This window comes from Allobosea caraganae, assembly GCF_003351345.1.
Taxonomy (GTDB): domain Bacteria; phylum Pseudomonadota; class Alphaproteobacteria; order Rhizobiales; family Beijerinckiaceae; genus Allobosea; species Allobosea caraganae.
In genome coordinates, this window is sequence record NZ_QQTO01000001.1 from 391570 (window position 1) to 411554 (window position 19985).

General features: G+C 67.7%; 20 protein-coding genes. 8 read left to right on the forward strand and 12 right to left on the reverse strand.

Going from position 1 to position 19985, the window contains the following annotated elements:
- Window positions 1-76: 76 nt before the first annotated feature.
- The 7 genes from DWF00_RS01810 (at window position 77) to DWF00_RS01840 (ending at window position 7837) form a co-directional block, all read left to right on the forward strand.
- Window positions 77-826 (forward strand): SDR family NAD(P)-dependent oxidoreductase, encoded by a 750-nt coding sequence (locus DWF00_RS01810; protein WP_114828816.1) that lies wholly within the window; start codon window positions 77-79, stop codon window positions 824-826.
- Window positions 827-898: 72 nt separating this feature from the next.
- Window positions 899-2017 carry a metallophosphoesterase gene (locus tag DWF00_RS01815; protein ID WP_114828817.1) on the forward strand — a complete coding sequence of 373 codons (1119 nt, stop codon included), beginning with the start codon at window positions 899-901 and terminating at the stop codon, window positions 2015-2017.
- A 560-nt stretch (window positions 2018-2577) separates the two neighbouring features.
- The gene (locus DWF00_RS01820; RefSeq protein ID WP_147283677.1) at window positions 2578-3549 is read left to right on the forward strand and encodes a Bug family tripartite tricarboxylate transporter substrate binding protein; all 972 of its coding nucleotides are present in this window, start codon (window positions 2578-2580) and stop codon (window positions 3547-3549) included.
- Window positions 3550-3651: 102 nt separating this feature from the next.
- Window positions 3652-4104 (forward strand): tripartite tricarboxylate transporter TctB family protein, encoded by a 453-nt coding sequence (locus tag DWF00_RS01825; RefSeq protein WP_181832588.1) that lies wholly within the window; start codon window positions 3652-3654, stop codon window positions 4102-4104.
- Window positions 4105-4117: 13 nt separating this feature from the next.
- A complete protein-coding gene (locus tag DWF00_RS01830; protein WP_114828820.1) occupies window positions 4118-5620 on the forward strand; it encodes a tripartite tricarboxylate transporter permease in 1503 nt (500 codons plus the stop codon).
- 57 nt (window positions 5621-5677) lie between these two features.
- On the forward strand, window positions 5678-6526 hold the full coding sequence (locus tag DWF00_RS01835) for an SDR family NAD(P)-dependent oxidoreductase (RefSeq protein ID WP_114828821.1): 849 nt from the start codon (window positions 5678-5680) through the stop codon (window positions 6524-6526).
- A gap of 99 nt (window positions 6527-6625) precedes the next feature.
- The gene (locus DWF00_RS01840; RefSeq protein WP_114828822.1) at window positions 6626-7837 is read left to right on the forward strand and encodes an MFS transporter; all 1212 of its coding nucleotides are present in this window, start codon (window positions 6626-6628) and stop codon (window positions 7835-7837) included.
- Between the two features lie 16 nt (window positions 7838-7853).
- Here the strand turns inward: DWF00_RS01840 and DWF00_RS01845 are convergent, their stop codons facing one another.
- The 11 genes from DWF00_RS01845 to leuC form a co-directional block, all read right to left on the reverse strand.
- Window positions 7854-8627 carry an SDR family NAD(P)-dependent oxidoreductase gene (locus DWF00_RS01845; RefSeq protein WP_114828823.1) on the reverse strand — a complete coding sequence of 258 codons (774 nt, stop codon included), beginning with the start codon at window positions 8625-8627 and terminating at the stop codon, window positions 7854-7856.
- Between the two features lie 5 nt (window positions 8628-8632).
- On the reverse strand, window positions 8633-9727 hold the full coding sequence (locus tag DWF00_RS01850) for a Gfo/Idh/MocA family protein (protein ID WP_114828824.1): 1095 nt from the start codon (window positions 9725-9727) through the stop codon (window positions 8633-8635).
- A gap of 34 nt (window positions 9728-9761) precedes the next feature.
- The gene (locus tag DWF00_RS01855; RefSeq protein ID WP_114828825.1) at window positions 9762-10586 is read right to left on the reverse strand and encodes an ABC transporter permease; all 825 of its coding nucleotides are present in this window, start codon (window positions 10584-10586) and stop codon (window positions 9762-9764) included.
- A gap of 1 nt (window position 10587) precedes the next feature.
- Window positions 10588-11397: an ABC transporter ATP-binding protein gene (locus DWF00_RS01860; RefSeq protein WP_114828826.1), complete on the reverse strand. Its 810-nt coding sequence runs from the start codon at window positions 11395-11397 to the stop codon at window positions 10588-10590.
- 28 nt (window positions 11398-11425) lie between these two features.
- The gene (locus DWF00_RS01865) at window positions 11426-12211 is read right to left on the reverse strand and encodes an ABC transporter permease (protein WP_181832589.1); all 786 of its coding nucleotides are present in this window, start codon (window positions 12209-12211) and stop codon (window positions 11426-11428) included.
- Between the two features lie 14 nt (window positions 12212-12225).
- Entirely contained in the window at window positions 12226-13269 is a 1044-nt protein-coding gene (locus DWF00_RS01870) for an ABC transporter substrate-binding protein (protein ID WP_114828828.1), read from the reverse strand.
- Between the two features lie 145 nt (window positions 13270-13414).
- The gene (locus tag DWF00_RS01875; protein ID WP_181832590.1) at window positions 13415-14290 is read right to left on the reverse strand and encodes an isocitrate lyase/PEP mutase family protein; all 876 of its coding nucleotides are present in this window, start codon (window positions 14288-14290) and stop codon (window positions 13415-13417) included.
- Window positions 14291-14334: 44 nt separating this feature from the next.
- Window positions 14335-14955, reverse strand: a complete 621-nt coding sequence (locus DWF00_RS01880; protein ID WP_114828830.1) for an NIPSNAP family protein — start codon at window positions 14953-14955, stop codon at window positions 14335-14337.
- Window positions 14952-15650 (reverse strand): NIPSNAP family protein, encoded by a 699-nt coding sequence (locus tag DWF00_RS01885; RefSeq protein WP_114828831.1) that lies wholly within the window; start codon window positions 15648-15650, stop codon window positions 14952-14954. Before DWF00_RS01885 ends, DWF00_RS01880 begins: the two co-directional genes overlap by 4 nt.
- A gap of 2 nt (window positions 15651-15652) precedes the next feature.
- Complete coding sequence (leuD, locus tag DWF00_RS01890; RefSeq protein WP_114828832.1) at window positions 15653-16294, reverse strand: 3-isopropylmalate dehydratase small subunit; 642 nt, start codon at window positions 16292-16294, stop codon at window positions 15653-15655.
- Window positions 16287-17735 (reverse strand): 3-isopropylmalate dehydratase large subunit, encoded by a 1449-nt coding sequence (gene leuC / locus DWF00_RS01895; RefSeq protein WP_114828833.1) that lies wholly within the window; start codon window positions 17733-17735, stop codon window positions 16287-16289. Before leuC ends, leuD begins: the two co-directional genes overlap by 8 nt.
- A 258-nt stretch (window positions 17736-17993) precedes the next feature.
- On the opposite strand from leuC, the gene gcvA reads away from it, so the two are divergent.
- Window positions 17994-18974 carry a transcriptional regulator GcvA gene (gcvA, locus tag DWF00_RS01900; protein WP_114828834.1) on the forward strand — a complete coding sequence of 327 codons (981 nt, stop codon included), beginning with the start codon at window positions 17994-17996 and terminating at the stop codon, window positions 18972-18974.
- Here gcvA and DWF00_RS01905 read toward each other — a convergent pair.
- Complete coding sequence (locus DWF00_RS01905) at window positions 18953-19774, reverse strand: IclR family transcriptional regulator (protein WP_114828835.1); 822 nt, start codon at window positions 19772-19774, stop codon at window positions 18953-18955. The two genes, gcvA and DWF00_RS01905, sit on opposite strands and share 22 nt — an antisense overlap.
- Between the last annotated feature and the right edge of the window lie 211 nt (window positions 19775-19985).

A 19985-nucleotide genomic window follows, 5' to 3' on the forward strand; every position in this document is an offset into this window, starting at 1 on the left:
CTGACGGGACTTGAAACCCAACCCCTTCCCTCGGCTATGAAGGTGTCGATCCAGAATCAGGAAGGGCAATGTCCACATGGCCAAGGAATTCACCGGCAAGCGAGTGATCGTGATGGGCGGCAGCCGTGGCATCGGACGCTCCATCGCACTCGGGTTCGCGGCGGGCGGCGCCTCCGTTTCAATCTGCGCTCGGGGCGCTGGGCCGCTCGAAGCGACACGCCGGGAGATCGAGGCGCTCGGCGTCGCAGCTCACGCGGCCAGCGTCGACCTCGCCGATGCGGATGCGATTGCGGCCTACGTGCCCGAGGCGGTGAAGGCCCTCGGAGGGCTTGACGTCCTCGTCAACAACGCCTCCGGCTTCGGCCATTCGGATGACGAGGAGGGATGGGCCGCCTCGCTCAACGTCGATATGATGGCCGTCGTCCGCGGCAGCCATGCGGCGATCCCCCACATGAAGCCGGGTTCGTCGATCGTGAACGTCTCGTCGATCTCGGCCCTGCGGGCCTCATCGCGTTCGGCGCCTTACGGCGCCATCAAGGCGGCCGTGATGCACTACACGGCGAGCCAGGCGAAGATGCTGTCGCGGAAGGGCATCCGGGTGAACGCCATCGCGCCCGGTTCGATCGAGTTTCCGGGCGGCACGTGGGAGGATCGGAAGACGTCGAACCCCGAACTCTATCGGACGACGCTGGCCAACATCCCGTTCGGCCGGATGGGCAAGCCCGAGGAGGTCGCCGAGGTCGTGCTCTTCCTCGCTTCCGACAAGGCCAGCTGGGTCACCGCCCAGACTATCGTGGTCGACGGCGGGCAACTCGTCGGTCCCTGATCCCGATCCATCGACGCCTAGGCGGATTGGCCTGCTGCTCGGTTTGCGCGAGCACGAATACGGAGAGAGCCGATCTTCCACCTTATTTTCAGCCTGCCATGCCTGTTCGTCATCGCACGGTTCCTCTGGCCGCTATCGTTGCCGCTTTCGGTAAAGGCTGCCACCGCCTTGCTGCTGCTCGTGGCATCTCAGTACCACCTTTGGAGCCGTCTCTCGTCAGGGTCGGTCTTCTCGCCTGAGTTTCCACGCAGCATTGTCATCGTCTTCAACTGGGCGTTCGGTGCGATTGTACTCCTGGCCGTCCTCCAGCTCGCACTCGACATGTCGACGGCCATTGCGTTCGTCATCGGTCGAGGTGGCATAACCATCCATGACAACATTCGCTATGCCATGGCGGGGGTCGCCGGGTTACTGTCCGCGATCGGTGTTTATCAAGCGGTACGCGTACCGCCGCTAAAGGATGTCGAGATCGGAATCCGCGGGCTGCCGTCGCAGTTCGACGGCTATAAAATTCTGCAACTGACCGACCTGCACATAAGCCGCCTCTTTCCCGCGGAATGGACCAGGGCGGTGGTGGCTCGGTCGAATGCGCTTGGCTCCGATCTCATTGTCGTAACCGGTGACCTGATCGATGGCCCTCTTGCTGCGCGGCGATCCGACATCGCGCCATTGGCTGACCTACGGGCGGCCGATGGAATCTACGTCATTCCAGGCAACCACGAATACTTCTTCAGCTATCCGGAATGGATGCGGCACTATGCTCGGCTTGGCATGCGCGTTCTTGAGAATGGTCACGCGGTCCTGTCTCGCGGCGGAAGGCGTCTTGTCCTCGCCGGTGTGACCGACCTCTCCGCCACTGGTTCAGGGTATGCGCCGCCCGATCTGAGTGCTGCCCTTGTCGGAGCCCCCTCCGGCGCTCCCGTTTTACTGCTCGACCATCAACCCATGCGGGCGCGCGAGGCCGCCAAGCGCGGGGTATCCCTGCAACTGTCGGGACATACGCATGGCGGCATGATCCGAGGCCTGGACCGGCTTGTTGCGCGGTCCAACGGAGGGTTCGTGTCCGGCCGGTACGAGGTCGATGGCATGACCCTCTACGTCAACAATGGCACCGGTTTGTGGCCTGGCTTCGCTCTGCGGCTCGGCCGCCCGTCCGAACTCACTCGGATCACGCTGCGACAGACGAGATAGGTCAACGAACCGATTGGAAGCGCCACGTCCGAACAAAGCTGGGCACTCCCGCCGGAGCAGCTGAACCCTGCCCTCCAGCGCGGCCACCGGCTGGTTAACGGCGCCGTGAGTCGCTCCCAACTCGTCTCCACAGCGCGCGCGAAGCTGCGATGGTGCGCGGCGTTGCCCCGAAGGCGCGCAATGGGTTGAACGAAGGGTGTCCGCGGCTCATGCGCCCGTCGTCTATTGTGAGCGGACCTCACAACAGGCGCACAAATAATCGATTGACTGCGATTAGGCCATGGCTCACGAATTCATGCCGGATGCGACTTGATATTGTTTAAGACTTCGCTGGGTTAAGATCAATTTCGCAGTTTAGATCGCGAATTCGAAGAAGTTGGCGCCTGTATTATTCGAATGCGTATCCATCCATGGGCCGATAGGCAGTGTTTAAACGAAAGGCATCGGCGATCATCTTTTTGAAGAGCGTTGAGCGCTTCCGGCCGGGCGGTGCTGTATTCTCGCTTAGCCGAGCAAGCTGGCCGCAATCATAAAAAACAACGAGGGGAAGGGATTCCAAGGTGAATCGTCGTCAAGTCACAGTGCTGCTCGCCGCCCTTGCGGCTGGCATGTCTTCAGGCGCATGGGCTGAGCAGTACCCGGTGCGAACGGTCAAGCTCGTCGTGCCGAACCCTCCCGGCGGCGGCACGGATCTCGTCGCCCGCATCGTCGCCGAGCGCCTGAGCGCGCTGTGGGGGCACACGGCGATCGTCGAGAACAAGCCCGGCGGCGGCGGCAATATCGGCGCGCAGTCCGTCGCGCGCGCGAAGCCCGACGGCTACACGCTTTTCGCCGGCTATGGCGGCGTGATGACGGTCAACCAATATCTCTACAAGAATCTCGGCTTCGACCCGGCCAAGGACCTGAGGCCGATCACGCTGAGCGCTTCGGCTGCCTATGTGGTCGCGGTCCATCCCGGCGTCCCGGCCAAGTCGCTTTCGGAGCTGGTCGCGCTGGTGAAGGCCTCGCCCGGCAAGTTCAGCTGGGCCTCCACCGCAGTCGGCACGCAGGACCATATCGGCGGCGAGCTGCTGCAATACGTCACCGGCATGAAGATGACCCACGTGCCCTATAAAGGCGGCGCGGAAGGCCTGCTCGATGTCGTCGCCGGCCGCATCCCGGTCAACTACGTGACGATCCCGACCTCGATCGCCCAGGTTCAGCAAGGCGGCCTGCGCGCCCTGGCCGTGACGGGGGCGGAGCGCTCCGCGCTGCTGCCGGAGGTGCCGACCGTCGCGGAAGCCGGAGCTCCGGGCGCCGAGAACCTGACCTGGTTCGGGCTCTGGGCGCCGGCCGGCACTCCCGACGCCATCGTCAAGCAGATCTCGGAAGACGTGCGCAAGGTCCTCGCCCCCGCGGACGCGCGCGAGCAGCTCAGCAAGGGCGGCTTCAGCCCGCAGCCGATGACGCCGGACGAGTTCGGCGCATTCGTCCTGAAGGAGCGCGAGAAATACGGCCGGATCGTCGGCTCTCTCGGCCTCGAGAAGCAGTAGCCAACTCGATCAAGCAGGCCAACGGGGCAGGGGCGTTGCCCGGCAGCGATGCCGCCGGGGAGCCCCTGCCCCGCCCGGGACGTCCAAGGCGCGGCTGACTTCATGCAGATAAGAGACCACAAGGACTTCGCGCTCGGCAGCGCCTGTCTCGCGATCGGCGCGGTCTTCGCATTGACCGCGACGAGCTACAATCTCGGCACGGCCTCGAAGATGGGGCCGGGCTACTTTCCCTTCGTGCTCGGGACCTTGCTGGCAATCGCCGGCGCTGTGATCGCGGTCCGCTCGGCGGCGGGCGGCAAGGCGCTGCGGCGGCTGGAGCGGGTCGACCTCAAGGCGGGGCTCCTCGTCCTCGGATCGATCTGCCTGTTCGCCGTTCTGTTCGACGATATCGGGCTCGTCCTCGCGATCGTCGGAGCCGTCCTCCTCTCCAGCCGTGCCGCGCCGGACTACTCCTTGAAGCAGGCGCTCGCCGCCGGCCTCGTCCTTTGCGTCCTGTGCGTCGTCATCTTCGCCTGGGCGCTCGGGTTGCAGATGCCGATCTGGCCCTCATTCTGACGGGGAGCCGGCCATGGACCTGATCAACAACCTCCTGCTCGGCTTCTCCGTCTCGCTGACCGCCGCGAACCTGCTCTATGCACTGATCGGCTGCGTCGTCGGAACGCTCGTCGGCGTCCTGCCGGGGGTCGGCGCGCTCGCGACCATCGCGATGCTGCTGCCGATCACCTACGGCATGGCGCCGGCCTCCGGCCTGATCATGCTCGCCGGCATCTACTACGGCGCCCAATATGGCGGCTCGATCTCGGCGATCCTGGTCAACCTTCCCGGCGAGACCTCCTCGGTCGTCACCACGATCGATGGCCACCAGATGGCGAAGCGCGGGCGTGCGGGCGCGGCGCTGGCGATCTCGGCGCTCGGCTCCTTCTTCGCGGGAACGGTCGCGACGCTGGCGATCGCCGCCTTCGCCGGGCCGATGTCGAACTTCGCCTTCCATTTTGGCCCGGCCGAGAATTTCGCGCTGATGACGGTCGGTCTCGTCGGCGCGGTCGTGATCTCGTCGGGCGCGCTGTCGAAGGCGGTGGCCATGGTGATCCTCGGGCTCCTGCTCGGCCTTGTCGGGACGGACATCAACACCGGGACCTCCCGCTTCGCCTCGGCCTTTCCCGAATTGACCGAGGGCTTCAGCGTCGTCGCCGTTGCGGTCGGCCTGTTCGGCCTGCCGGAGATCATCAGCAATCTCGAGCGCGGCAACCTGCCCGAGCGCATCCTGGTGCCATTCCGCTCGCTCTGGCCGTCCAGGACCGAGATGCGCCGGATGGTGGCGCCGATGGTGCGCGGCACCGCGATCGGCTCGCTGCTCGGCATGCTGCCCGGCGGCGGCGCGGCGCTGGCCTCCTTCGCCTCCTATGCCTGCGAGAAGAAAGTGTCGCGCTATGCGCCTGAAATGGGCAAGGGCGCGGTCGAGGGGCTCGCGGGCCCGGAATCGGCCAACAACGCCGCGGCGCAAACCTCCTTCATCCCGCTGCTCACGCTCGGCATCCCGTCCAATGCGGTGATGGCGCTGATGATGGGGGCGATGATCCTCCACAGCATCCAGCCGAGCCCGTTGATCATCACCAAGGAGCCGGCCCTGTTCTGGGGGCTGATCACCTCGATGTGGGTCGGCAACCTGATCCTCGTCGTCCTCAACCTGCCGCTGATCGGCATCTGGGTGATGTTCCTCAAGGTGCCCTACAAGTACCTGTTCGGCGCGATCCTGGTCTTCTGCTCGATCGGCGTCTATTCGGTCTCCTCCAGCGTCTTCGACATCTACGTGATGGTCTTCTTCGGCCTCGTTGGCTACGTGCTGCTGAAGCTCGACTGCGAGCCCGCGCCGCTGCTGCTCGGCTTCGTGCTGGGGCCGATGATGGAAGAGAATTTCCGCCGGTCGCTGCTGATCTCGGGCGGCGATTACGGTGTCTTCGTCGGCAGCGCCATTTCGATCGTGCTTCTCGCCGTGGCGGTCATCCTGGCGGTCATCGTCGCGGTCCCCGCCATTCGCGGCATCCGGCAGGAAGCGTTCCAGGAAGAATGACGCGGGGCGCGGGCGCGCCCGCCTCTCGCCAGGCAAAGGCATGGACAGGAAACAGCTATGGCTAGACTGCAAGGCAAGACGATCCTGATCACCGGCGGCAGCGCGGGGCAGGGCGCCGTCGAGGCACGGCTCTTCTCGGCTGAGGGCGCCGCGATCGTGATCTGCGACATTGCCGACGAGCCGGGCCAGCGCCTGGCAGTGGAGATCGAGCAGGCGGGAGGCCGGGCGCGCTACATCCATCTCGACGTCAGCAAGCGCGCGGACTGGGAGGCCGCCGCGGCCATCGTGCGCGCGGAATTCGGCCGCCTCGACGTCCTCGTCAACAATGCCGGCACGATCAGCCGCAAGGGCTTGATGAGCATCGACATCGAGAGCTGGCACCGCGTCATCGAGGTCAACCTCACCGGCCCGCTGCTCGGCATTCAGGCGCTGGCGCCGCTGATGCGGGATTCGGGCGGCGGCTCGATCATCAACGTCTCCTCGACCGCCGGCATGACCGCGCATTACGACGTCGCCTACGGCGCCAGCAAATGGGGCGTGCGCGGCCTGACCAAATGTGCCGCGATGGACCTGGTCGACTGGAACATCCGCGTCAACTCGATCCATCCCGGCCAGATCTGGGAGACGACCTTCCAGCGCGACGCGCGCCCGGGCCATTGGGAGGCCAATTGGATGGTCACCCCGATGGGGCGGCACGGCCAGCCGGAGGAATGCGCGCAGCTCGTGCTCTTCCTCGCCTCGGACGAGTCGAGCTTCATCACCGGCGCGGAGATCCCGGTCGATGGCGGCCTGCTCGCTGCCGGGCTGATGCGCGTCAGGGCCAAGCTGACCGACGAGTTCGCCAGCGGCGCGCGTCCGCCCTTGACGCAAGCCGGCGCGCCGAAGGCCGACAGCGTGACCAGCTGACCGGCGGCTCGATTTCTTGGTCGGCTGCCGAGATGAGTCCAGAGAATCGGGCTAAGCTCCGAGCCTGCCATCGGCGCGCGTGGGACGGCTGATACCGGTATGCATTCGAAAGCCGATACGCGCTGGGTCTGGATAGCGCCGCTCTTGGTGACGCTCGGCCTGCAAATGGCGGCGGCCTACATCCTGCGCGTCGTTCCCACGCTTGCCCCGGCACTCGCGCAGGAGCTCGGCTGGGGCGAGGGCACGGCCGGTTTCCTCGCCAGCATCGGCATGGTCGGCTCGATCGTGTTCCTGCTGATCGGCAGCCCGCTGACGCGGCGCTTCGGCCCGGTGCGCGCCTCGCAGATCGGCCTGCTGATTTCGGCCGCGGGCGCCGTCATGCTGTCCTGGCCGACGGCGGCCGTTGCCGTGCTGGCGAGCTTCTTCATCGGCTTCGGCTATGGCCCGTCGACCCCGGCCGGCACGGACATCCTGCATCGCTACACCCCGGCGGCGCGGCGCAACCTGGTCTTCTCGATCAAGCAGGCGGGCGTGCCGATCGGCGGTGTGCTGGCCGGGATGGTCCTGCCGGTCGCGCTCGTCCAGGGCGGTTGGCCGGCGGTGCTGGGCGCGGTCCTGCTGCCGACGCTGATCGTCGTGCTGGCGACGCAGGCGCTGCGCGGGCAGGTCGATGCCGGGCGCGATATCGCCCAGGCGGTGGGGCTGCGGACATTCCTGGCGCTGGACAACATCAGGACTCCGCTACTGGCGCTGGCGCGCTCGCCGGAGCTGCTGAAGCTGAGCTTCGCCGGTGTCTGGCTCAGCATTGGCCACGGCTGCTGGGTGGCCTTCCTCGTCTCGTTCGCCGTGATCCGGATGGGCTATTCGCTCGAGATGGGCGGGGTGATCTTCGCGATCATGCAGCTGACCGGCATCTTCGGCCGCATCGTCCTCGGCGCGCTCGCCGACCGCGCCAATTCCGTCGCCGTGCTGCGCGCGAACACCGTCGCCTCGGCGGTGACGACGCTGGCTCTGGTCTTTGCCGCACCGGACTGGCCGCTGGCGGCCCTCGTCGTCGTAGTGGGCATCGCCGGCGTCACGGTGTCGAGCTGGAACGGCGTGCAGGTCGCCGAGATCTCGCGGCGTGCCCCGGCCGGGCTCGTGGCCGAGGCGACGGCCGGCGCGACGCTGCTGATCTTTGCCGGCTACGTCTTCGGGCCGATCTGCTTCTCTCTCGTGCTCTCGTTCAGCGGGCGTTTCGACGTCGCCTTCGCGCTCGTCGCGCTCGCGACGCTGCTCGCGCTCTGGAACCTGCGCGGACTGGATCGTTGAGACGGGCGCTTGGCCGTCAGGCCATGTAGCTGCCGCCGTTGACGTCGAGGATGGTGCCGGTGATGAAGTTCGCCTGGTCGGAGGCGAGGAAGGCGACGCCGTTGGCGATGTCCTCGCCCGTCGCGAGCCGGCGCAGCGGCGTGTCCTGGGTCAGCTTGTCGATATGCGCCTGCGCGCTGGCGAGCCCCTGATGCATGGCGTTCTCGACGGCCGAGGGCGCTATGCAGTTGACCGTGATCTTCTCCGGCCCGAGCTCCTTGGCGAGCACGCGCGAGAAGCCGATGATGCCGGCCTTCGAGGCCGAGTAATGGCTGTTGCCCGAGGTGCTCATCCGCGCCGCGCGCGAGGAGATGTTGACGATCCGGCCGGAGCGGCTCTTGCGCAGCAGCGGGATCGCGGCCCGGCAGACCAGGAACGTGCCGGTCAGGTTGACCGCCAGCGTCGCCTGCCAGATCGCGAGCGGCGTCTCCTCGACGCGGGGATTGCGCCCCTCGACGCGCGGCATGATGCCGGCATTGTTGACGACGATGTCGAGCCTGCCGAAACGCCTGGCGATCTCCGCCATAGCCGCAGCGACCGAATCCTCGCTGGAAACGTCGAGGACGAGGCCGTGCGCCTCGCGGCCTGCGGCGTTGAACTCGCCCACGGTCTGATCGAGCAGGTCCCGCTCGACATCGCCGAGCACCAGGGAGATGCCGTCGCGGGCGAGGCGCTCGGCGATGGCGCGGCCGATGCCGCGGGCCGCGCCGGTGACGAGGGCGATGCGCTTGTCTTCGTGGGCTTGAGACATGCCGGTCAGCTCCTCGTACCGGTCTGGCGGGGCGACGGCTGCGTCCGGTGCCGGTCGATCAGATCGTCGATCCTGACCCAGGCGCGCGTCCTGGCCGATTCCTTCACGGCTTCGATGGCCGCAAGCGTGCGCACCCCGTCGGCCGGCGTCACCAGAGGTTTCTCCTCGCCGCGGATCACCTTGGCGAAATGGTCGACCTCGACATACCAGGGATCGGCGGGGACGATCGGCAGGCGCTTGCGCAGCAACGGGTCGGCCTCGCCGCCGCCGCGCTCGTTCCAGCACAGGTCGAGCGTCGGCAATGCGAGCGAGCCCTTCGTGCCGCAGATCAGGAAGGCGTTGGTCAGCTCCTGCGCGTAGCGGACATCCTCGCCGGAGGAGAGCTCCCAGGCCCAGGAGGCCTGGACTGCGTCGGAGAGGGTCAACGTGCCCAGCGCACCGTTCTGGAAGCGCATGGTGATGGCGGCGGTGTCCTCGACGGCGAAGCCGCGCGCGGCGTTTGAGGTCGTCGCCTGCAGCTCCTCGATCTCGCCGCAGAGCACGCGCAGCGTGTCGAGCTCGTGGATGCCGTTGATCAGCAGCGGCCCCCCGCCCTCCTCGCGGCGCCACTGCGCCTTGAAATAGGCGTCGGACTTGCGGCGCAGATGCATGGCGACGGCGGAGACGACCTGCCCCAGCTCGCCGGCCTTGATGACCTCGACGGCGCGCTGGACGATCGGCGAATGCCGGCGGTGATGGCCGATCAGGACCGGCACGCCGCTGCTCTCGGCCGCCGCCGTCAGTTCGAGCGCGGGCCCGATCTCGTCGGCGATCGGCTTCTCGACCAGGGTGGGGATGCCGCGCGCGATGCAGTCGAGCGCCATCGGCACGTGCAGCCGGTTGGGCGTGGCGATGATCACGCCGTCGGGGCGGACCTCGTCGAGCATGGCGCGGTAGTCGGCGAAGAAGGGAATGCCGTTGCGGCGCGCCAGCTCCTCGGCCTGCGGCGCCGTGTCGACGAGCGCGCAGGCTTCCGTCGCCGGGTTCTTCTGGAGGAAGCCGACATGGCGCACGCCGATCGCGCCGGAGGCCCCGATGATCGCAATTCGAACAGCCGTCATTCAGGTGAAAACCTTCTCTTGGAACTGGCCTGCCTCAAGCCGGCGGCGCGCGCCTGCCCTCGACCCGCGTCAGCAGCTCGGTCATGGCGACGCTGAAGACGACGATGATGAAGACGCCGGCGAACACGCCGGTGGCGTCGTAGAGGCCGGCATTGGCCTCGATCAGGTAGCCGACGCCCTGGTTGGCGGCGATCAGCTCGCCGAGCACCGCAGCGGTGAAGGCGTAGCGCACGGCGACGCGCATGCCCGTGAAGATCCAGGGCAGGGTCGCCGGGATCAGCACCTTGCGGATGATCTCGGCGCGCGTCGCGCCCATCAGCCTGAGCGTCTGGACGAGGTCGCGGTCGACGTCGCGGATGCCGTCGAGCGTGCTGTAGAGCAGGAGGAACATCGTGGTGATCGCGACCAGCGCGATCTTCGAGGGGATGTCGATGCCGAGGATGATGACCAGCAGCGGCGCGAGCGCGATCTTCGGCAACGCGTAGAGGCCGGAGACATAGGGCATCACGATGCGCTGGACCATCGGCAGGAAGCCGAGCATGAGCCCGCAGCCGACGCCGAGCCCGCAGCCGATGAGGTAGCCGACGCCCATGGCGAGCAGGGTCGCCTCCAGATGCGGCCAGATCGAGCCGTCCGTGAACCAGGTCACCAGCATGCCGAAGATGGCGGAGGGGGCCGAGACCCAGAATCTCGAGATCAGCGTGCCCGACGCGTATTCCCAGAAGAGCAGGAAGACGGCGAGGATCAGCAGGCGGGCGATGATGAGACCCGGCAGGCTCGTCACCAGCGCGGTGAAGCCGCCCTGCGGCTGGCCGTCGCCGGCCCTCACCCGCATCGATGTCGCCGAACGCGCTGCCATCTCAGATATCCGTGCCCTTGACGACTTCGTCCTTGAGCTCGTCCCAGAGCTCCTCGTGCAGGCGGCTGAACTCCTCGGAGAAGCGCATGCGGAAGACGTCGCGCGGCCGCGGCAGCGTGACGTCGCGGATGGCCCGGATGCGGCCGGGGCGGCCGCTGAACACCACGACGCGGTCGCCGATCGCGATCGCCTCGCCGAGATCATGGGTGACGAAGAGCACCGTCATCTTGCGGTCCTGGGTGATGCGCTGGAGCTGGTCCTGCATCACCAGCTTGAGCTGGGCGTCGAGCGCGCCGAAGGGCTCGTCCATCAGCAGCGTCTCGGGTTCGTAGATCAGCGTGCGGGCCAGCGCGACGCGCTTGCGCATGCCGCCCGAGAGCTCGCCAGGGAAATGGTTCTCGAAGCCGCTGAGGCCGACGAGATCGACCATCGCCGCGATGCGCTCGGCCCGCTCGGCCTTCGAGACCGAGCGGCAGTGAAGCTCGAGGGAGACGCCGATATTGTCGGCCGCGCTGCGCCAGGGCAGCAGCGTGTCCTTCTGCGTCATGTAGCCGACGCGGAAGTTCAGCCCCTGCACCGGCTTGCCGTCATAGGTGACGCTGCCCTCGCTCGGCTGGAGGAGGCCGGCGACGAGGTTGAGCAGGGTCGACTTGCCGCAGCCGCTCGGGCCGACCAGCGCCACGAACTCGCGCGCCCGCACCGCGAGATCGATCGGCTGAAGAGCTTGGACCTCCGTGCCGCGGACGAAGAAGGTCTTGCCGACGCCCGAGAAGTTGATCTTCTCCGGCAGCGCGGCGGAAACGGGCTCCATGAGCGCGTGCTCCCCTGTGTCTTGAGACTTATTCCGCCACATGGCGCCACCTCAGCAGGTGATTTTCGACGAAGGCCACGCCCTCGCTGAGCAGGATGCCGATGACGAGCAGCACGATCAGCGCCGTGTAGAGACCGGTCATGTCGAATTGCGAGCCGGCCCGGGACAGCAGGGTGCCGAGCCCGTAGCTGCCGCCGAGCAGTTCGCCTGTCGTCGCGGCCGAGAGCGCATAGGGCAGGGCGATCTTGATGCCGGAGAAGATCCAGGCCATCGCTGCCGGCGCGATCACCTTCCGGTACCGCTCCAGCGTGGTCGCGCCCATCAGGTCGAGTGTGGTGACGAGCAGCGGGTCGATCGACTGCACGCCCGCGAAGGTGTTGAAGAACATCAGGAAGAAGACGACGACCGTGACCAGCACGATCTTCGACTCCATCTCCAGCCCGAACCAGAGGATGAGCAGCGGCGCCATCGTGACGAGCGGGACGCTGTAGAGCGTCACGATGATCGGCCGCAGGACCAGCGCCAAAGTCTGCGTGCGCCCCAGCGCCAGCCCGGCGACGACGCCGGCGACCGTGCCGAGCGCGAGCCCGACGAAGACCTCCGTCAGCGTCACGTAGACGTGCCGGAACAGGTCGGTGCCGCCCCAGAGCAGCAGGCGCTGGGCGATCTGGCTCGGCAGGCTGGTCCAGGTCGAGCCGAAGACCCGCCCCGTCAGCTCCCAGAGCGCGAGCGCGCCGAGGCCGAAGGCGATCTGCCAGACCAGGACGGCCCGGCGCTCTCCGGCCTTGGTGCGCACGGCTTGATCGGTGCTCACGACGCTGCGCCCCGTCACTTCTTCTTCAGCAGCTCGGCGGCGGCCTCGTCGGCGAACTTGCCGTAGACCGACTCGTCATAGCCCACGGTCAGCGGCTTCTTCGAGGTGATGTTGAGCCAGGTCTTGGTCCGCTCGAACTCCTCGCGAGAGATCGCCGGCGTCTCGGGGATGGCCTTGTAGTAGTTGTCCCAGGCCTGGTTGAAGACCTTGTCGTCCATCTCGGCGAAGGCCGGGCGGACGACCTTCTTGGCCTCCTCCGGGTTCTCGCGCGCGAACTGCATCGCCCGGGTCATGGCGCGCACGGTGGCGCGGACCATCTCCGGCTTCTTCTTGATCGTGTCCATCGTCGTGGTGATGACGATGTAGGGCACGCCCTTCACCTCCGGCACCTCGGCCTTGAACGGGTCGATGACGATCTTGCCGATGCCGGAATTCGCCGCCATCAGGGTCTGCGGCGCGCCCCAGACGAAGCCGTCGCTGGCGCCCTTCTCCAGGGCCGCCAGCATGTTCGAGCCGCCGCCGGTCGGGATGACCTTGAGCACCTGGTCGGGGTCGATGCTGCGGGCGCGCAGCAGGGTGCGCAGCATCGTGTCGGTGCTGCTGCCCGGCGAGGTGATGGAGATGCGCAGGTCCTTCAGCCGCTTGATCTTCTCGTCGATCGGCATGGCCGCGTCGATGCCGGTCTTGGCGATGGCGGCATTGGAAAGCACGAGCTGGATGTCGATCAGGCTCGATTCCGAGGCGACCGCGACGAGCTCGCCGCCCTGGGCGCGGGCGTTGAGCAGGTTGATCAGGCCAAGCCCGCTATAGACGGCGCTGCCGCCCATCAAAGCCGCGACGACGCGCGGGCCGGAGCCGACATCGGCGATCTCGACGTCATAGCCCTCCTTCTCGAAGAAGCCCGCCTTGATCGCGAGCTGCTGCGTCAGGAACTGGAAGCCGTCGCCGGCCTGGGCGGCGGTGATCTTGGGCCGCCCTTGGGCGAAGGCTGGCGCGGCCGCCAGGGCCGCCAGCACGGCGGCGCCGGCGGCAAAAGCCCGAATTCGAAATGTCCTCATAGCGCTCTCCCTTTTCGTTCTTCTGTCGTTGCCCGCCCCGTCGCTAGATCGCCGTGCGTCCTATCGGACGCAATGTGGCGATCTAGGCTTTTGCTATTGCATCGGATTGTTCCGAAAACCGGATTCCACTTTTCGGTCCGATGCTCTAGACACGGGACGCTTCCCCGATTTCTCGCCATTTGCGCATCTGCACGGCGTCGTCGAACGCCTGCGTCGCCAGCCCCTCGGCCGGGCCGATCGCCGCGGCCGTGCCGGCGCCGAGCCCCTTGATCTGGTCCAGCGCCTGCTCCATCGCGCCCGTCGCTCGCAGGATCAGGCTGTTGGTGTAGACGACCTGCGAGAAGCCCATGGCGTAGAGCTCCTGCGGCGTGTGCCAGGCGATGCGCCCGCCCTCCGGCATCACCGTCATGTTCCACTGGCCCTTGAAGGCCGCGCCGGTGCGTTCGAGGTCGGAGGTCGACTTGAGCCCGGCGACGAAGACGCCGTCGACGCCGAGCTTGAGGAAGCGCTCGGCGCGTCGCAGGGCGGCGTCGAGCCCCTCGGTGCCGGCCGCGTCGGTGCGGCCGATGATGACGAAGTCGCGGTCGGGGCGTCGCTCCAGCGCGATGCGCAGCTTCTGCTCGATCAGCTCGACCTGCACGACCGCCTGCGCCGCCTGCTCGCCCGGACGCTTGGTGTCTCGCGACTGGTCCTCGATCAGCATGCCGCGCACGCCGATGCGGTGATAGGTCTCCACGGTATGGACGACGTTCTTGACGTCGCCATAGCCGTCATCGGCATCGGCCAGGCAGGGGATCGAGACGGACTGGACGATGTCCTGGATCGCGGCGGCCATCTCGCCCATGCCGGCGAGGCCGAGATCGGGCAGGCCATGGCGGGCGGCGAGCAGCGAGGAGCCGCCGATGTTGAAGGAGGGGAAGCCGGCGCGCTCGATCAGGCGGGCGGAGAGCGCGTCATGGGCGAGCGGCACCACCAGCGGCCGGGCGGCATCGTGGATCTGTCGCAGCGAAGGTCTGGTCACCGGGGTCTCTTTCACATCGACGCGCATGCTCACGGGCGTCCCGATCATTGCAGCGGCGAGAAGGCGGCGGCGCGGAAGAGTTCCGTCCGCTGCGCTGCGAGGTTCTCCGCCCCGCCGAGGCGGCCGGCGATGTCGGTCGGCGAGTCGGCATCCGACGGGCCGATGCGCCCGGCGTCCGATGACCAGGGCCAGAGATGCACGATCTGGGGCGCATCTGCCGCGAGGGTGAAGAAGCCGGCGGCGGGCATCAGGCCGGGCTCTGCCCTGCCCCAGGCGGCGAGCGCCCGAGCCAGCCTGCCTGGCTTGAGCCGGTCGGTGCGGAGCTCGAAGAGCGGACCCCGCGCCGGCTGGCCGGGGGCGGGAATGCCGGGCAATGCCGCCCACAGGTCCATGCTCAGGCCGAGCGAGAACTCGCTGACGCCGAACGGGTCGCGCTCGCGCAGCGCCGCGTCGCGCTCCGCCAGCAGGTCCGCGGCATCAGCGAAGCGCCGCAGCAGCAGGAGCTGGTTGACCGTGCCGATATCCGAATAGAGGCAGGCGATGAGCTGGCCGGGGCGGCCCTCGAGCCAGCGCCTCACCCGTTCGAGCGCAGCCGGCATCGTGCGGGGGTGCAGCCGCATCAGCGTGAGGTCGAAGCGGGTCTTGTCCATGGCCGTCGCGATCATGGCGCAAGCTCCGCTTGGCGGATGTCCGCGGCCTGACATGAAGGGGCGCCCCCAAGCGGCGAGAACTCGGCGGCACGGTAGATCGTCACGTCCTGATGCAGGATCTGGCGGGGAGCCTCCGCCGGGGGCCAGCCTATGGCCGCGGCGCCGTCCCTGATCTCTGTGCGCTGCTCCAGGCTGGTCCAGGGGTAGATGTGCAGCATGCGCGGCGCGGTCCCGGTCAGCGCGTACATGGCGGTGACCCAGGGCGCGAGGCTGAGCCGGGCCGGCAGCAGCGGCCGCCAGAGCTCCATCAGCTTGTCGAGCCCGTCGAGCTTGAGCGTATAGTCGCGCAGCTCGAAGAACGGCCCTGCGGACGTCTCCGGGAGATCGCCCGCGAAAGGCACCTTGCGGAAAGCGTTGCCGCTCAGCCGGACCAGGCAATCGCCCACGCCATAGGGATTGTCGCTGCAGGCGAGTTCGAGGCCGGCGGCGTCGAGGGCAGCGGCGCCGTCGAAGCTGCGCCAGAGCAGGATGCGGTGTGCAGGCCCCAGCACGGAATACCAGCAGGCCCGCAACCTGCCGGCGGAGCCGTCCCCTTGCAGCCATTGCCCGATTCCGGCCAGCGCCGCTGCCGTCATCTGCGGCTTCAGGTCGAGATAGGCGACCCAATGCAGCTCGGCATTTGGCGCAAGGTCGGGGGCGGCGCTTGCCATCCTCAGGTTTCCGTCGCGGCGGGTTGGGATTCCCCGCGCCAGAGCCAGGGGAAGCTTTGGCGCGACCGGCCGGCATAGCGCGCGATCTCGTCCGCCTGGCGCAGCGTCGCCTCGATGTCGTCGAGGCCTTCGAGCAACCGCGTTCGGCTGCCTTCGTCGACCTGGAACGGGAGCGCCGTTCCGCCCGGCAAGGTGATCTGCCGGCGTTCGAGGTCGACATCCAGCTCCGGCAGGTTGGCTTCCTGCAGCGCCGCAAGGCAGCGCTCGATCGCCTCGGGCGGAAGCGCGATCAGCAGGATGCCGTTCTTCAGGCAGTTGTTCTGGAAGATCGCGGCGAAGCTCGGCGCGATGACGCAGCGTATGCCGAAATCGAGCAGCGCCCAGACCGCATGCTCGCGGCTCGAGCCGCAGCCGAAATTCTCGCCGGCGACGAGGATGCGCGCCTGCCGGAACGGCTCGCGGTTCAGCTCGAAATCCGCGATCTCCACGCCCTGCGGGTCGTAGCGCAGTTCGTAGAACAGACCCTTGCCCAGCCCCGTCCGCTCCGTCGTGGTCAGGAACTGCTTGGGGATGATCTGGTCCGTGTCGACATTCGCCTGCGGCAGCACCGCGGCGACGCCGCGCAATTGGGTGAACTTATCCATGCAGGCGGTCCCGGCCGAGATGGCGGCGCACGTCCGACAGGCGGCCGTCCAAGGCCGCAGCGGCGGCCATGACCGGGCTGAGCAGATGGGTGCGGGCGCCGCGGCCCTGACGGCCCTCGAAATTGCGGTTGGAGGTCGAGGCGCAGCGCTGGCCCGCCTCCGCCAGGTCGCCGTTCATGCCCAGGCACATCGAGCAGCCCGGTTCGCGCCATTCGAAGCCGGCGGAGAGGAAGATTTTGTCCAGGCCCTCGGCCTCGGCCTGCGCTTTGACGCGGCCGGAACCCGGCACGACCATGGCCCGCACATGCTTGGAGACCTTGCGGCCGGCGACGACCCCCGCCGCGGCCCGCAGGTCCTCGATCCGGCCATTGGTGCACGAGCCGATGAAGACGACGTCGATCGGAACCGATGTGAGCGGGAGGCCGGGCTCCAGCCCCATATAGGCCAGCGCCCGCTCCTGCGCCTGGCGCTGCAGCTCGTTCGGGGCGTCGGCAGGGTCTGGCACCCGGCCGTCGATCGGCGCGACCTGGTCGGGCAAGGTGCCCCAGGTGACATAGGGCGCGATCGTCGCGGCATCGATATGCACTTCGGCGTCGAAGACGGCGCCGTCGTCGCTGCGCAGCGAGCCCCACCAGTCGAGGGCGGATTGCCATTCCCCGCCGCTAGGCGCGTGCTCGCGCGAGCGGACATAGTCGAAGGTGGTTTCGTCGGGCGCGATGATGCCCGAGGAGGAGCCGCATTCGATGTTCATGTTGCAGAGGGTCATCCGGCCCTCCATCGACAGGCTGCGCACCGTGCTTCCGGCGTATTCGATGACGTAGCCGGTGCCGCCGGCGACGCCGAGCCTGCCGACGACGGCGAGCGCCAGGTCCTTGGCCGAGCAGCCGAAGGGCAGCTCGCCATCGATGGTGACGCGCATCGACTTCGCCCGCTTCGTCACCAGGGTCTGCGTCGCCAGCACATGCTCGACCTCGCTCGTGCCGATGCCGAAGGCGAGCGCGCCGAAGGCGCCATGGGTCGAGGTGTGGCTGTCGCCGCAGACCATCGTGACGCCCGGCTGGGTGAGGCCGAGCTCGGGGCCGATGACGTGGACGATGCCTTGCAGCGCATCGTCGAGGCGGATGAAGGGGATGCGGTGCGTCTTGCAGTTGAGCTCGAGGACCTCGACCTGCCGCCGCGACAGCGCATTCTTGATGCCGAGCCGCCGGTCGATCGTCGGGACGTTGTGGTCGGGCACGGCGAAGGTGGCCTCGGGCCGCGCGACCGGGCGCCGGGCCAGCGCCAGCCCGGAAAAGGCCTGCGGGCTGGTGACCTCGTGCACCAGGTGCCGGTCGATATAGAGCAGCGTCGTGCCGTCGTCCCGCTCCGTAACGACGTGACTGTCCCAAAGCTTGGCGTGCAAAGTCCTCGGCTCTCCCGCCGAAGCAATCGTATCAAGCATCGTGTGACCTATGGATTGGGTCGCCGGTCAGGTCGAAGGGTCTTCGCGTCCAGAAAGGCGTCAGCGTTTCATCTCAGGAAATGCTGAGTTTTCATTTTCGTTTCCTCCTCGATTGCATGTTGCCTCTTGGCGGGCATTAGGCTTTGCTTTCAGGCGGCACGGCCGCTCGTTGCCTAGGGTGAGGTTTGGCGATAATTTTCCGCCACACAACCGATTTATTCGCATAGAAATGTGAGAGAAACTCACAAGGGAAACGCCATGGCCCGCAACCTGCCTCCGCTCAACGCGCTGAGAGCCTTCGAAGCCTGCGCGCGGCATGCGAGCTTTACGCGCGCCGCGCAGGAGCTTTGCGTGACGCATGGCGCGGTCAGCCGCCAGGTCGCGCTCCTGGAGGACCGGCTTGCGGTCAGGCTGTTCACGCGCAACCGCGCCGGGACGGTTCTGACCAGCGACGGCGAGGCCTATTTCGAGCCGGTGCGGACCGCGCTCGACATCATCGCCGACGCGACGCACCGGCTGCACCGCCCGTCTGGCAAGCAGGCGCTGCGGCTGCGCGTGCCGCCGACCTTTGCGCTGCGCTGGCTGGTTCCGCGCCTCGCCCGCTTCCACACGGCGAACCGCGGCATCGAGGTGCAGATCACCACCTCGCACGAGCCGGCGGATTTCCAGCGCGGCGACGTCGAGGCCTGCATCCAGTCCGACGCCTGCGGGCCGACTGCCGCGGCCGGGTCCAATGTCTGCCAGATCAGGCTCTTCGGCGAAGCCGTCACGCCGGTCTGCAGCCCGGCCCTGATCGCGGAGGGCAAGCTGCGCGACCTGCGCGACCTCGCGAACCACACCCTGCTCTCCTCGACGCACCGGCCGAACGATTGGGAGACCTGGCTCGCCGCGGCGGGGCTGTTCGACCTCGACGCCACCGACGGGATCAGGTTCGAGAACTCGGCGCTGTCCTACCAGGCGGCGATCGACCTCGCCGGCATCACGATCGCCCAGCCCGCCTTCATCCAGGACGACCTGCGCAGCGGGCGGCTGGTCGAGCCCTTCGGCATCCGGGCCGAGACGGCCTGGGCCTATTACCTCGTCTATCCGCGTGACCGCCAGAAACCGCAGGCGCTCGCGATCTTCGAGGATTGGCTGCTGGGCGAGGCCAGCCTCGTGAACCCGGCGACGGGCGTCACGTCGCCGCCGGCCTTCATACCCGCCGAGATGGCTCTTGCTCAGTCCGCCGCCGGGCTCTGAGAGTGCTCGAACTTCGCCGAGATGCGCCGGGCGCACTCGACGACGAGCTGCGGATAGCGCTCCTCGGCGGCCTGGTCGAAACGGTATTTCGGCACGCTGACGCTGATCGCGCCGATCGGCTTGCCGGAGCGGCTGCGGATCGCGGCGCCCAGGCACTGCGTGCCGGGCTCAGTCTCCTCGCCGTCGACCGAATAGCCGCGCGCGATGGTGCGCTCCAGCTCCGCCTCCAGGTCCTTGCGGCGGGTGATGGTCTGGGGCGTCATGCGCAGCAGCTTGAGCCGGCCCAGCAGGGTCGCGCGCTCGGCCTCGGCGAGCGCGGCGAGATAGGCCTTCCCGACGGAACTGGCATGGAGCATGACGCGCGTGCCGATGCGCGAGGTCATGCGCACCGCCTGCGGGCTTTCGAGCTTGTCGATATAGACCATCTCGGTATCGCTGGGGACCGCGAGGTGCACCGTCTCGCCCGTCAGGTTGCGCAGGTCCTCGATCTCGCTCCTGGCGAGCGTCCGCAGGTCGAACTTCACCCAGCTCTGCGATGCCAGGTTGATCAGGCGCGGGCCCAGGGCGAGGCGCTCGGCATCGCCGACGAAGCCCTCCGCCCGCAGCGCGGCAATGATGCGGTACACGGTCGGGCGCGGCAGGCGGGCCCGCTCGCATAGCTCGGCCATGCTGAGCTCGCCCGGTGAATCCGCCACGATCTGCAGCACCGCGACGAATTTCGAGAAGGCCGCCGTGCCGGGGATCTTCTCCCTGGCGGAGGGGGCTTCGTCCGTCTCGATCGTCCCGGCGAGATTGGTCATGTTGCTCGGTATGCCCTGTTGAACGCAGCCGGAATACGGCCGCCTTGCCCTGGTTCAGTATAGGTCCGGGCCCGTCCGGTAGCCAGATTCGCCTCCCGAAGCGATGGCTGCCCCAAGCCTCGCCCAAACCCCTGCGTGGCGCGCCGTGCTCGCGGGCCGGTGACCTCGCCGATCCGCTTTCCGATCATGACGCCACTTGACAGCATCTGGA

Excerpts from the sequence above, each read along its gene's own strand:
- DWF00_RS01810 (WP_114828816.1), top strand. The coding sequence starts at position 77 with ATGGCCAAGGAATTCACCGGCAAGCGAGTGATCGTGATGGGCGGCAGC.
- DWF00_RS01825 (WP_181832588.1), top strand. The coding sequence starts at position 3,652 with ATGCAGATAAGAGACCACAAGGACTTCGCGCTCGGCAGCGCCTGTCTC.
- DWF00_RS01830 (WP_114828820.1), top strand. The coding sequence starts at position 4,118 with ATGGACCTGATCAACAACCTCCTGCTCGGCTTCTCCGTCTCGCTGACC.
- DWF00_RS01835 (WP_114828821.1), top strand. The coding sequence starts at position 5,678 with ATGGCTAGACTGCAAGGCAAGACGATCCTGATCACCGGCGGCAGCGCG.
- DWF00_RS01840 (WP_114828822.1), top strand. The coding sequence starts at position 6,626 with ATGCATTCGAAAGCCGATACGCGCTGGGTCTGGATAGCGCCGCTCTTG.
- DWF00_RS01845 (WP_114828823.1), bottom strand. The coding sequence starts at position 8,627 with ATGTCTCAAGCCCACGAAGACAAGCGCATCGCCCTCGTCACCGGCGCG.
- DWF00_RS01850 (WP_114828824.1), bottom strand. The coding sequence starts at position 9,727 with ATGACGGCTGTTCGAATTGCGATCATCGGGGCCTCCGGCGCGATCGGC.
- DWF00_RS01855 (WP_114828825.1), bottom strand. The coding sequence starts at position 10,586 with ATGGCAGCGCGTTCGGCGACATCGATGCGGGTGAGGGCCGGCGACGGC.
- DWF00_RS01860 (WP_114828826.1), bottom strand. The coding sequence starts at position 11,397 with ATGGAGCCCGTTTCCGCCGCGCTGCCGGAGAAGATCAACTTCTCGGGC.
- DWF00_RS01870 (WP_114828828.1), bottom strand. The coding sequence starts at position 13,269 with ATGAGGACATTTCGAATTCGGGCTTTTGCCGCCGGCGCCGCCGTGCTG.
- DWF00_RS01880 (WP_114828830.1), bottom strand. The coding sequence starts at position 14,955 with ATGATCGCGACGGCCATGGACAAGACCCGCTTCGACCTCACGCTGATG.
- DWF00_RS01885 (WP_114828831.1), bottom strand. The coding sequence starts at position 15,650 with ATGGCAAGCGCCGCCCCCGACCTTGCGCCAAATGCCGAGCTGCATTGG.
- leuD (WP_114828832.1), bottom strand. The coding sequence starts at position 16,294 with ATGGATAAGTTCACCCAATTGCGCGGCGTCGCCGCGGTGCTGCCGCAG.
- leuC (WP_114828833.1), bottom strand. The coding sequence starts at position 17,735 with ATGCTTGATACGATTGCTTCGGCGGGAGAGCCGAGGACTTTGCACGCC.
- gcvA (WP_114828834.1), top strand. The coding sequence starts at position 17,994 with ATGGCCCGCAACCTGCCTCCGCTCAACGCGCTGAGAGCCTTCGAAGCC.
- DWF00_RS01905 (WP_114828835.1), bottom strand. The coding sequence starts at position 19,774 with ATGACCAATCTCGCCGGGACGATCGAGACGGACGAAGCCCCCTCCGCC.